This window comes from Bacillus sp. M6-12, assembly GCF_002860285.1.
In the GTDB taxonomy this organism is placed as follows: domain Bacteria; phylum Bacillota; class Bacilli; order Bacillales; family DSM-1321; genus Peribacillus.
The window spans coordinates 17,893-30,479 of the sequence record NZ_PGVF01000013.1; the positions used below are offsets into that span (position 1 = coordinate 17,893).

Annotated in this window: 7 protein-coding genes and 1 other annotated feature; of the genes, 3 read left to right on the forward strand and 4 right to left on the reverse strand. The window is 40.9% G+C overall.

The features are described from left to right. Nucleotides 1–93: 93 nt before the first annotated feature. The 3 genes from CVD28_RS14555 to CVD28_RS14565 all read right to left on the reverse strand — a co-directional run bounded on the left by CVD28_RS14555 (nucleotide 94) and on the right by CVD28_RS14565 (nucleotide 7,055). A complete protein-coding gene (locus tag CVD28_RS14555) occupies nucleotides 94–3,519 on the reverse strand; it encodes a DUF5057 domain-containing protein (RefSeq protein WP_101593107.1) in 3,426 nt (1,141 codons plus the stop codon). A 312-nt stretch (nucleotides 3,520–3,831) separates the two neighbouring features. Then, complete coding sequence (locus CVD28_RS14560; RefSeq protein WP_308315089.1) at nucleotides 3,832–5,553, reverse strand: sensor domain-containing diguanylate cyclase; 1,722 nt, start codon at nucleotides 5,551–5,553, stop codon at nucleotides 3,832–3,834. A 212-nt stretch (nucleotides 5,554–5,765) separates the two neighbouring features. Further along, nucleotides 5,766–7,055 (reverse strand): bifunctional folylpolyglutamate synthase/dihydrofolate synthase, encoded by a 1,290-nt coding sequence (locus tag CVD28_RS14565; protein ID WP_101593108.1) that lies wholly within the window; start codon nucleotides 7,053–7,055, stop codon nucleotides 5,766–5,768. Between the two features lie 99 nt (nucleotides 7,056–7,154). Between CVD28_RS14565 and CVD28_RS14570 the strand changes: the two genes are divergently transcribed. Both CVD28_RS14570 and CVD28_RS14575 read left to right on the forward strand, forming a co-directional pair. Beyond that, a complete protein-coding gene (locus CVD28_RS14570; protein WP_101593109.1) occupies nucleotides 7,155–8,063 on the forward strand; it encodes an ATP-grasp domain-containing protein in 909 nt (302 codons plus the stop codon). Next, complete coding sequence (locus CVD28_RS14575; RefSeq protein ID WP_101593110.1) at nucleotides 8,063–8,908, forward strand: ATP-grasp domain-containing protein; 846 nt, start codon at nucleotides 8,063–8,065, stop codon at nucleotides 8,906–8,908. The genes CVD28_RS14570 and CVD28_RS14575 overlap by 1 nt, the downstream gene beginning before the upstream one ends. Before the next feature lie 235 nt (nucleotides 8,909–9,143). On the opposite strand, the gene CVD28_RS14580 is transcribed toward CVD28_RS14575, so the two are convergent. After that, nucleotides 9,144–11,804 (reverse strand): valine--tRNA ligase, encoded by a 2,661-nt coding sequence (locus tag CVD28_RS14580; protein WP_101593111.1) that lies wholly within the window; start codon nucleotides 11,802–11,804, stop codon nucleotides 9,144–9,146. 53 nt (nucleotides 11,805–11,857) lie between these two features. Beyond that, nucleotides 11,858–12,097, reverse strand: a binding site (T-box leader). A 240-nt stretch (nucleotides 12,098–12,337) separates the two neighbouring features. On the opposite strand from CVD28_RS14580, the gene CVD28_RS28825 reads away from it, so the two are divergent. After that, a complete protein-coding gene (locus CVD28_RS28825; protein WP_101593214.1) occupies nucleotides 12,338–12,529 on the forward strand; it encodes a hypothetical protein in 192 nt (63 codons plus the stop codon). The last annotated feature ends 58 nt before the right edge of the window (nucleotides 12,530–12,587 follow it).

The following is a 12,587-nucleotide window of genomic DNA, read 5'->3' on the forward strand; positions in this document are numbered from 1 at the left end:
TATTAAAAATTTCACAGAAAAACCTTGTCGTGAACATGAGCGCAGACAAGGTTTTTCTATTTTATATTATTCATCTACACTTCAATTTTGGTATTAATACTTTGAATCTCCGTCACCTCCGAAACCTGGCTCAACTACCTTAACTTTTAATATGGCTTCGTAGTCTTTTCCAGCATCGTCCGTCACATTTATGGTGATATCCGCTGTCCCAATCCTGTTTCCATATATCGTTCCATCTCTATCAATTTCGGCATAGTAATCATCGCTGCTTTCATACCTTATCGATTCAATATTTGTCGCATCTGCAGGATTAATTTTCAGGTAGCCTGCGATAGTATCTGTTTCTCCTTTTTCAATTATTGCTGTTTCAGGATCCACAGCAATGGAAACTAGTGGTTGGCCGACTGTTACGGTGACGCTGTCCGTTTTACCATTGGAGGTGGATACAATGATTTCTGTCCGGCCGGTCCCCACAGCTTCGATTTTTCCATCCTCAAGCACCCGGACAATATTCGGATTATTGGACGTCCACTCAAGGTCTTTGTTCACCGCATTTTCCGGATCAAATTTAACTTCAAAATCATCAAATATATCATGCTTATCGAGATTTAAGTTGCCTGGGGTTACTTCTATCCGTTCGGTAAGTTTATCCTTGACGGTTACATTGATTGATTTAACAATCGGGTTTCCATCTTTATCTGTACCGCTTATGGTAAGCACTGTAGTCCCCGCTTTCTCCCCCGTTACGGTAAACTCTGCCTCATTGACGGTTGCTATTGCATTTGTTCCATTAATGATTTTCAGGCTGCTAAGCGCTTCTTCGGGGTTTACCTTGATTTGGAGTTTCTTGGTTTCCCCTACGAAAAGCTCCAGATCTGAAACAGTAAAATCTATAACCGGGATTTGAACGACGACCAAGGCTTCCTTCTCGATAACCTTTCCAAACACGTCAGTAACCCTTACTTTTACTTTTGTGCTTCCCGCATCCAATACCGCAGCAGAACCTGTGGCAGTATTTAAGCTGAGCACATGTCCGCCGCTTTCCTCACTCCAGACAATCTCTTTTATTCCGGCGTTTTGGGGCTGCAGGGCCAAATCTAGCATGAAATTCTTGCTGGAGTTTTTGTAAAGGATATATTTTTCCGGGAATTCAATTGCCGTTAAAGGAACATCTGCCACAATTGTAACAGGGTTAAAGGAAGCCGTCTTATCCATTGCGGTTTCGTCCTTATACCTCAGTAGAGAATCATTCAAGACATATTGCTTTTTCTCTGTCGGTTTCAAGCTGATTGAAAAGCTTACCGGGTCTGCTTTATATACATTACCGACTTTTTTATAAACAATGTTTTCCATTCTTTTATTCAGGGTCATCCCGTCCTGCAAAGAACCGGCCCCCCCGATTACATTGATTCCAGCAGGAAATTTCTCAGTAAAATTCAGGCTGCTGGCGGTAATTTGGTTGCTTCCATTGTATTTAACGGATGCTACTGGTACTTCCCTGGGTGTTATGGTATAAGTTACTGTCAAATTATCATTAGTTTTTACCGGATTAACAGCCTTTACTTCCCTGCTTACATCAAGGATCACATTAAGCTTTATAATATTTACATTTATTTCCTTGACCGTAACCGCACCTTTTTCATCTGTAGCTTCAATCCGAATGGTAGTGGGACCACCCTCTGGCATATTGTGGGGGATTGATGCCACAACAGTTTCTCCGTTTACAATTCCTGTCCTGTTAAGCACTTCCCGGTCATTTAAAAATACTTTTGTGGAAAGCTTCTTATCCCTTAAATCAAAATCCTCCATAGTATAGGAAAGTTCAATGTTTTGATTGGATGGAATTGTCTGGCCTTCTTCCGGTGAAAGGACGGATATTACCGGGGCATGATTGGATCCAAGAAACGCCCGGTACATGGTGTTCACAAACAGCTCCTGTTCTTCGCGCGGGAAACCGGAGCTGGTATGCCCTGTGCCCGAATAGGTGATATTTCCTTTTGAATACGTGTAATAATGGTTCCAGCTGTCGTTCACATCCCGGTTTGAACCGATAATATTATACCAGCTGATTACCTCTGGGTCTTCCAGGTTTAAGGTATAATATTGATTGTGTGTTGTAGCAATTTCAACATTGCTGTCCAATGGAAAGGGATAAGCTGTCATCAAACCATCATTTATTTTATTTGTCTGGTAGGACGTATTGGGAGCACCTAGCCCTAAATCTGTTTGTGGTGCAATTTGCCCAGTATCATCCATAAAGTTATCTACCCAGTTATTGTTTGTCTGGAAAATGGTATCATGGGTGAACATAATGCTTTGCTTGGATGAGATAAACTTCTCTAAAGAGTCTACAGCGTTATCCCCAAGGTGTGCGAGATTATTATAGCTGTCGGCAAATCCAAAAATAACCATGTCATACAGCCCGTTAATCGATTCATGGGAGTACTTTTTCTTATCCTTCTGTAATGTCCTTATGCTGCTGTTGAAGGTTCCCATATCGGTTACATCAATATTAATTTTATACTCTCCGCTTTTTTGGAGGAAGCTTTGGTTCATGTTACTGTCCTTCTTCAAAGAACTACTGCTGTTTGCATTGCTTGTAACTTGAAGAACCTTGATTTCCACTACTTCTCCAGTAAATTTAACCATGCCTTTTTTATAGTCTTTCAGATTGTTCGATTCGTCCACAAGTTCGAGCTTCCAGTTTCGGACTCCTGAATAGCTTTTCGGAAGCTTATAAGAGATTGTTGCCGTGGTTGATGTTACTGAATTTTCTGCAACAATTTCTTCTGTGTCATAGCGGTCATTAAAATCGGAATCAATATACAATTGTGCTTTTAGTCTTTTAGAACCCGGATTGCTTGGAACCTGAACATTCATCTTAAAGGAAAGTGTTTCTCCGGATTTATAAATTCCGGATCCCGAAGGCTGTTCGGAAAGAGTGAATCTGGGCCTTACTTTATAATTTGCACTATTGTAAAAATTTTTCAAATGGGAAACTAACTCCTGCTCCTTGTTATTGCCGTTAGAATTATAGTCTATTACATACTTTGAGTTAAGGTAACTTTTAAAATTAGCCTTTAATTTATTACCGCTGTCATATGTTACTCTATCAATGATTACCGGCTGGCCCTTATTAATAAAATCATCAATTATTTCTTTAGCTTTTAAATTTGTTATGTCATTCATTACATCTTCTGTATTATGGTTTTTACCTGATACAGGTTTAGATGTATAATTCCCTTCCATGATTGCAATGAGATCGTATTGGCCGTCGAGCTCTTCTCTTTGGGCAACAAATAACTTCATTGGAACTGTTTTAATGTTAAAACTGCTGGTTCCAATAATTGGTTTTAATTGTGAAGTTGTCCCTTTATCAACAATTTCGAGCACTGACAATTTCGGATTAAAAGCTGGAATACTGCTGCCATTTCCATTTGCCTTTAAACTAAGGGGAACCTGAAACATGGAGGTAAGTACTATCAATGCCGAAACAATTAACACAAAAACTCTTTTCATCCCATATACCTCCAATCCCTTTTTCTATTTTTTTACAAGTAATCTAATTCTTTCTTCCTATTATTATATCAACTTTTAAAAAAATGCTGTAGCGATATTGTTAAGAAATTATAAACAAAATAACAAAAATGTGTTCAAAGAGGATATAGTCTGCTCTTTAAGCAAGCCAAGGGATAGCAGTTTTATAAAATTACCGTTGGCAAAGCGTTCATTGCAGTTATTAAATAATTAAACGAAAAAGTACCCTATTGGCAGACTCTAACGTCTACTCCATAGGGTACATTCTCATGTGACATTTTTTTCTATGATATATTAACCGGCATACTGCGCCACTTTATTTCTCCCTGCTTTCTTGGCACCGGTATACATGGCTCTGTCAGCATGGCGGATCAAAGACTGGAAATCCTCCGCGTCTGCAGGGGCACTGGCAACACCGATGGAGGCAGTGACGGTTACAAGAACCTTGCTGCGATGGCTGTCCAGGTCAGTATAGATCTCGAATGGTTTGAATGCAATGGCTTGCCTGATTGTTTCGGCCATTTCAAATGCGTTTTCTTTATCGATATCCGGAAGGAGGATGACAAACTCCTCTCCTCCATAACGGGCAGTTATCCCAGTTTCTCCAACGAAATTTGCAATCCTTACAGCCATTTGCCGAAGGATTTCATTTCCGCTTTCATGGCCATATGTGTCATTGATAATTTTAAATCTGTCCAGGTCAAGTAAAATCAAAGACAGGTGTTTGAGTTCCTGATTGTCCAGTTTTTTGAATTCCCGTTCCATTACTCCTTCAAAATATCGATAGTTATACAGTTTAGTTAAGGCGCATCTTTCACTGTTCTTTTTCGTTTCTTCATGATAGCGGGCGTTATCGTAAGCAACAGCAAGGTAGGAACAAAGAATGTCAACAATCATCAGTTGGTATTGGTGGTATTCTCTTTTTCTATTAGAGGCTAAAACCAGTACCCCTGTTACATTTGTATTCCTCATGATTGGAACGGACAGGACGCTTTCAGCGGAGTCCGGAATATAGCCTTTTTGGATGTGATTCCATTCAGTTCTTGAGTGAAAAAGCACGGCGTTCTTTCGCTGCCAGACCGTCCCGCTAATGCCTTCATTAGGTTTTAGCGGCCCGATGTCAATCTTTTTTTCGATCCCTTTTTCAGTATGACGGAGAAGATGAAGTTCGTTCTGCTCCATGTTTACATCAAGAATATACGCATAATCAACTGGGAGCATGGTTGAAATCTTTTGAATAAATAGATCCAATACCTCGTTCACCTGAAGCCTTTGGGTCAATTCATGGCCGAATTCACTGGCCTTTTGGAGGTATTCATTTATTTCTTTGGATGAGTAGTAAAGTTTCATGATGAGGGCTAGCGATATTAAAGGAATCCCGACGGCAGCAATAGCCATTAACCCAATTTGCTGATACAGGATGAATAGAATAAGTCCGATTGGAAAAACAATGATCGTTGATACAGTTTCCCAAACAAGATCCCTGCCAAACAAATTGCGTTTTCTTTTGTGGACGAACAGGAGAATCATTGTAATCAGGATTTGGTTTGCGATAAAATAGGCAGCCTGATGGGCCAGGATCAGCCAAAAATGCTCTGGTTCTTGTGTAAAAATAAAATCATGGGTTCCGCCAAGCAAATAATAAAAATAACCGCTTAGCAATGAAATGGAAAAGAACATCAGTGAATTTAATGGAAGCCGATAGTATTCATCACTCCTCAGCCTTATAGACAACAGCATTGTCAGCAGTGCGAACTGTGTTAAGACTAATTCGGCTGCTAAACCAAAAGTAAGGAACACGGCCAGAGATACACCCTGCAGGCAGAAAAGTGTGGTTCCGTTAATTGTCATGGGCATCACTGAAACAATGCAGATTAACAGTAAGAATCCGAAGATATGTGTTTCATTATTAGTGAATAACGGAGGATAATAATGAAACACAAGCCATAAGCCAGGGGGAAAAAGAAGTAACCAAGCAACCCAGATTGCCATTCTGGTTGATTTATTGACCCTCAACTTTTCCATCCCCCTTCATAAATAGTTTTCTAGCATATATTACATTTCATTATATTAGTAAAATAGTCTTACTTAATAATGATATTTTAGCAAATTTTCACATTAATGTCACATCTTATAATTCTTTTGTCACAAAAACTTTTCGATAAATTTTTTATAAAACAGCCTTCCCGGTTCTTTAGTTTGATGGATAACTAAGTCTCAGAAATCGATTAAAGTATTACCAACTCCGGGCGTACCTCCGCCAAAAAATATAATGATCCAGTTACCACAAGCAAATCGTCTTTCTCCATTAAGCTTAGAGCTTCATCTACAGCTTCTTTCCAGTTTTTCTGCAATCTCTTATTTTTTAAATTACTTTCCTGAAATAATAATTCAGCCTTCAGTGCACGTGCATGTTTGAGTTGGGTAAACCATATTCTTTCTGCAATCTGTCCAAGAGCGTTACTCATTTTCAAATAGTCCTTATCAGCCAAAGCCGCAAAAACAATATAATATTTCCTTCCCGGGAAATACTTCTTTAGCGTATCGGCCAGGACTTCAATGCCTGCCGGATTATGTGCTCCATCGAGGACAATCATAGGCTGCTGGGAGACAATTTCAAATCGGCCGTTATACACGGCTTTTTTTAACCCCATTTGAATACTGGATTGGGAGACAGATATTAAACCTGTCCTGTTCAAATAATCAATAGCTGCTAATGAAATCGCTGCATTCCTAATTTGGTGACGGCCCAGCATGGATATTTGCAGTCCAGGATAATCAGAGCCTTCGACATTTAGTGAGAAGGATTGAAGACCTTCGCCAGTATTGATTTCGGTTATTTTAATGTTTTCATCCAAAATCATTACCGGGGAGTGAAGGGCTTTGGCCCGCTCTTTAATTACAGCAATTGCTTCGGCATCTCCAGCACCAGTGATAATTGGTACCTTTTCTTTAATAATTCCTGCTTTTTCAGCAGCAATTTCTGCAATTGTCTCTCCTAAAATGGCTGTGTGCTCCAGCGATATATTAGTAATAATTGATAAAAGCGGTACAATAACATTCGTGGAATCAAGCCGTCCTCCAAGCCCCGCTTCCAAAAGGACAATATCAGGCTTTTTCCTATTAAAAAATATGAAAGCCATTGCTGTAAATATTTCAAAAACAGTTGGCTTCCGATCTTCTTTATCCATTTTTTCAATATACGGATAAAGTTCCATGAACACCGATGAAAGATCATTGTCATTAATCATCTTCCCATTCAATGAAATTTGCTCATTAATGCTATGCAAATACGGTGATGTGAAGGTTCCCGCTGACAGGCCTTCAGCAAGAACCATTTCTTTCATATAATTCAGGGTAGAACCCTTTCCGTTTGTTCCAGCGATATGAACATACCGGAGCCCTTCCTGAGGATTTCCGGCGAGATTAAGCAGCTGTTCCATTCGGTCCAGCCCAAAATCCATGCCAAGATCAACCTGTCTATTTTGAAAAAATAAATGTATCTCCTGGATATTCATTTTTATCCTCCATATATGTATTGATGGTATAGTATGTAATTGAAAGACTGAAGCTTGCTAACTCTTTGATTTTACAACAAACAAGGAAGTGTTACATATATGAAAAAGCAATTCTTGTGCTGGATTCTCGTAAATGGGTACCTGAATCAGAAAAAGTTTTCTGACTTAGCTGTTTTCGTCCAGCAGGCCGCAGAAAGAAAGGGCATAAACGCCCAAATTGTATTTAATTCAGATTTAATTCCTGTAATTGAGAAAGGAAAGCCTATTCTAAAAAGCAAGTATTCCACTATGCCGGATTTTGTCTTATTTTTGGATAAAGACATTCATCTTGCCCGACACTTGGAGCAAATGGGTATCCCTCTCTTTAACAGCAGTTCAGCAATCGACTTGTGCGACAGCAAAGCCAGGACACATCAAGCACTCGTTCATCAAGGGATAGACATGCCAAAAACGGCTTTCGCACCCTTTACCTTTGAAGGAATTCCGAGGACAGACTTTCAGGCATTCCAGGATATCGGACAGGAGCTTGGGTACCCGCTGGTTATTAAGGAATCTTACGGGTCGTTTGGGCAGCAGGTTTATCTGATTGAAAATGAGCAGCAATTAATTTCAAAGGTAATGGAGCTTGGCCACAGGCCGTTCATCTTGCAGGAATACATTGAAAGCAGCAGAGGCAGGGATATCCGTTTAAATGTGGTTGGCGGTGAAGTCGTTGCATCTATGAAACGAATATCGGAAACAGATTTTCGGGCGAACGTTTCGGCTGGCGGGAGAACGGAACCATATTCTCCTCTAGCAGAGGAAACGGAATTGGCAATCAGGTGTGCCCGCATTCTAGGGACAGACTTTGCCGGGGTCGACTTGTTGTTTGGAGACGAGGGACCGCTAGTCTGTGAAGTAAATTCGAATACTCATATCGTAAGCATCTATCAATGTACAGGAATAAATGTTGCGGAACACATGATTGATTATGCGATCGAAAAACTGTATACCGGAAGGGAAAGCTAATGAACATAGGATGGCTCATTTACAATAGTTTTGACGCAGAGAAAAACAAAGCATATATACAATGGATGCTGGATGAAGCAAAACGGGCGAACATCAAACTGGAATTTTTGTTAAGGGACAGACTGACAATTGGCCTTATTAATCATTCACTCACGGTACTGTATGAAGGAAAGCAAATTCCCTCTCCGGAGTTTGCCATTATTCGTGCGATAGATCCCCTCTTCACTCGTCAGCTTGAAATGCTAGGAATCAGAACCTATAATTCTTCCATTGTTTCTGAGATATGCAACAATAAAGCAAAAACCCATCAATTTTTATCACCGCTTGGCATCCCGATGGCCGATACTGTTTTTTATCATGGTGAAATGCTTGATGGAATGGCTGCGCCTTTTTCATATCCATTTATCGTCAAAGAAGTTCACGGACGCGGCGGGAAAAGCGTTTATATGATCAACTCGGAAGCTGATATTGAAAAAATAAAGCATCTGAGAGGGAGCTGGATCATTCAAAAGCCAGCGGTTCTGGGGAAGGATATTAGAGTTTTTGTTATCGGCAAAAAGATACTTGCCGCAGTTTTACGCGAATCTGATACAGACTTTAAGTCTAATTTCACCTTGGGCGGCCGGGCATCTCTATACACTCTTTCAAAAGAGGAAACAGATTTGGCTGAAAAGATTATCCATGCTTTCGATTTTGGTATGGTCGGGATCGACTTTGTATTCCACGAAGACGGCAGCCTGCTATTAAATGAAATTGAAGATGTGGTGGGCAGCCGGACATTAAGTGCACTGACTGATCTCAATATTGTTAGGGAATATCTTTCTTATATTAAAGAAACAATATAATTTTTCAGTAAACAAGAGTGAGTTTATACTCCCAACCCATACATGGAATTATAATAAGCAGTTAGCACCTGCTAACAAAATAAAGTCCGAGTTGGAGAAGCTAAACAATATAAATCCCAACCTGGCTTTACATTTTAATTTCAATTAGTTTTTCATTTGCCAGCAATCTGCGCTGCTCTCCCCCTTTTCCACAGTAAAAGGCCCGTCAATGATCGACGGGCCTTTTTGTATGTTTTTATAGCTCTTTTAATTCACTAATTCTTCTAATTACAGCATCACGCTTTTCGCTGTAATCCTTTTCCTTAGCACGTTCTTCTTCGATAACTTTTGCAGGGGCTTTCGCTACAAAGCCTTCATTCCCCAGCTTTTTCTGAACGCGTTCGACTTCTTTGTTCAGTTTATCCAGTTCTTTTTCCAGACGGGCTACTTCCTCTTCAATGTTAATCAGCCCTTGGAGCGGAAGGATAAGCTCCACTCCTGTAATGACGGCTGTCATTGCCTGCTCAGGTTCTTCTACTTCAACACCTATTGTTAGCTCCTCAGGATTACAGAAGCGTTCAATATAAGCACTATTCTTCTCTAGCTTGCCAAGTACAGTTTCATCTTTTGCTTTAAGAATCAGCTTTACTTTCTTGCTCAGCGGAGTGTTTACCTCAGCACGGATGTTCCGTACAGAGCGGATGATTTCAACAAGCAGCTTCATTTCCTCTGCTGCTTCCTCATCATTCAGCTCAGGACGTACCTGCGGCCACTGGGCAACCGTGATGGATTCGCCATTATGCGGCAAGTTCTGCCATATTTCCTCGGTAATAAATGGCATAAACGGATGCAGCAGTCTCATTGTATTGTCCAGTATATAAGCCAAAATCGAGCGTGTCGTTTTCTTGGCAGCTTCATCTTCTCCATAAAGCGGAAGCTTCGCCATTTCAATATACCAGTCACAGAAGTCATCCCAGATGAAGTTGTAAAGCACACGGCCGACTTCGCCGAATTCATATTTATCAGCAAGTCTTGTTACCGTTTCAATCGTTTCATTTAATCGCGTTAAAATCCATTTATCAGCTACAGATTTCTCGCCGCTTAAATCAATTTCCTGGAATGTCAGGCCTTCCATATTCATTAAGGCAAAACGGGAAGCGTTCCAAATTTTGTTGGCAAAGTTCCAGACAGACTCAACCTTTTCAATGCTGAAACGAAGATCCTGGCCTGGAGAGCTGCCTGTGGACAGGAAGTAGCGCAATGAATCTGCACCATACTTGTCAATTACATCCATAGGGTCTACACCGTTGCCAAGCGATTTACTCATTTTGCGTCCTTGTGCATCACGTACCAGCCCATGGATCAATACATCTTTAAATGGACGTTCTCCCGTGAACTCAAGTCCCTGGAAGATCATACGTGATACCCAGAAGAATATGATATCATAGCCAGTTACAAGAACTCCTGTAGGATAATAGCGCTTGAAATCGGCTGCTACCGCGTCTGGCCAGCCCATTGTTGAGAACGGCCATAATGCGGAGCTGAACCATGTATCAAGCACATCATTGTCCTGTACCCAATTTTCAATATCTTCCGGCTGTTTGTGGTTAACATATACCTCACCGGTTTCCTTATGGTACCAAGCTGGGATTCTATGTCCCCACCATAATTGGCGTGAAATACACCAGTCGCGGATATTTTCCATCCAATGCAGGTACGTTTTTTCGAATCTTTCAGGCACAAAGTTAACCTTTTCAGACTCTTCTTTTTGCTGAAGCTCGACTGCGGCATCTGCGAGCGGCTGCATTTTTACAAACCATTGTGTCGATAGGTATGGCTCAACTACAGCACCGCTTCGTTCGGAATGGCCAACAGAATGAAGATGCTCTTCCACTTTGAAAAGAACTCCTTGGTCTTGAAGGTCTTTTACGATCTGTTTTCGGCATTCAAAACGGTCCATGCCCTGATACTTATCAGCATTTCCATTCATTGTTCCATCTTCATTCATGACAAGAATCCGTTCCAGGTCATGGCGATTGCCGATTTCGAAATCATTCGGGTCATGGGCAGGAGTTATTTTAACAGCACCTGAACCAAATTCCATATCCACATAATCATCGCCGACAATCGGGATCTCTCTTCCCGCAATTGGGAGCTTGACTTTTTTTCCGATCAAATGTTTATAGCGGTCATCTTCAGGATGAACTGCTACAGCTGTATCTCCCAGCATTGTTTCAGGGCGGGTTGTGGCAATTTCAATAAATCCTGAACCATCCGCCAAAGGATATCTCATATGATAAAAAGCACCCTGAACATCCTTGTAGATTACTTCAATATCAGAAAGCGCGGTCTTTGTGGAAGGATCCCAGTTGATGATACGTTCCCCTCGATAAATAAGCCCTTTACGGTAAAGCGATACGAATACTTCCCGTACTGCTTTGGACAAGCCCTCATCCAAAGTAAAACGCTCTCGCGTATAATCAAGGCCTAGACCAATCTTTGACCACTGCTCACGGATATGGCTTGCATATTCCTCTTTCCACTTCCATGTTTCCTCAACAAACTTCTCCCTGCCCAAGTCATAGCGGCTGATACCATCATTGCGAAGTTTCTCTTCAACCTTAGCCTGCGTTGCGATTCCGGCATGGTCCATTCCAGGCAGCCAAAGCACATCATAGCCCTGCATCCGTTTCATCCGGGTTATAATATCCTGAAGCGTTGTATCCCACGCATGCCCAAGATGAAGCTTTCCTGTTACGTTCGGCGGCGGAATTACAATCGTATAAGGCTCTTTCTCCTGATCCTGCCCTGCTTCAAAAAACTTGCCTTTTAACCACCACTCATAGCGGCCATTTTCGATGGACCCGGGCTCATACTTTGTCGGCATAGAGATTGAGTTAGTTTCATTGTTTTCCATCTGCGGTTCCTCCTAACAAATTTTACTGTACAAATAAAAAACTCCCATCATCACAAAAGGACGAAGGGAGTTGTTCGCGGTGCCACCTTTTTTCCGAAACAACCTTAATAAAAAGATTGTTAGCTCGGCTCTCAAATGTTCATAACGGCTTTTAACCGGCCTCTGCTAACCATTTGGATCACAGAAGCAGCTCCAGGGCGACTTCAGCAGGCTCTCACTTAGAAACCTCTCAGCATACGGTTTCCTCTCTGAAAAGCAGTATTCCTCTTACTCTTCCCTATCTTTGCTTTTAAATCAATATTAAATAATTCCTTACTATATTACAGAAAAGCTTCCTGTCTAGTCAATATTCATTAACATTTTTTTCACATTTTATTCAGTTTCCCTGCATAGGTTCTTAAAAATACACACTTTTCGGTTATTCTTCATATAATGGACTATACCATCATTAGTGATCGTAAAATTCAGTGGTGAAATGTAAAATCATGCGGATAGGGAAGTTCCTTCTATCTGTCAAAAAGGCAGGGATGACCATGAAAAGGAGATACAATCCATATGCCTTGCCCCCCTGGCTCAGGTATATCAGAGGGGTATGCTGTCAGCTAAGCGTTCCTTTTTGTATTTTTCAGGGATTGCGTACTTTTTTTCTCCCAACCACATTCGATGTGTTTTTGTTAGCTATCTTTATTTTGCTCGCTGTCGCTCTGCATATGGAATGGATATAAAACCAGGGAAATTATAATGGTAAACTGCAAAGGTTCCCAGGTTTGACTGCAAATTCTT

What these genes read in the sequence shown, in the direction of transcription:
- CVD28_RS14555 (WP_101593107.1), bottom strand. Translation starts at nt 3,519, where the DNA reads ATGAAAAGAGTTTTTGTGTTAATTGTTTCGGCATTGATAGTACTTACC.
- CVD28_RS14575 (WP_101593110.1), top strand. Translation starts at nt 8,063, where the DNA reads ATGAACATAGGATGGCTCATTTACAATAGTTTTGACGCAGAGAAAAAC.
- CVD28_RS14565 (WP_101593108.1), bottom strand. Translation starts at nt 7,055, where the DNA reads ATGAATATCCAGGAGATACATTTATTTTTTCAAAATAGACAGGTTGAT.
- CVD28_RS14570 (WP_101593109.1), top strand. Translation starts at nt 7,155, where the DNA reads ATGAAAAAGCAATTCTTGTGCTGGATTCTCGTAAATGGGTACCTGAAT.
- CVD28_RS28825 (WP_101593214.1), top strand. Translation starts at nt 12,338, where the DNA reads ATGAAAAGGAGATACAATCCATATGCCTTGCCCCCCTGGCTCAGGTAT.
- CVD28_RS14580 (WP_101593111.1), bottom strand. Translation starts at nt 11,804, where the DNA reads ATGGAAAACAATGAAACTAACTCAATCTCTATGCCGACAAAGTATGAG.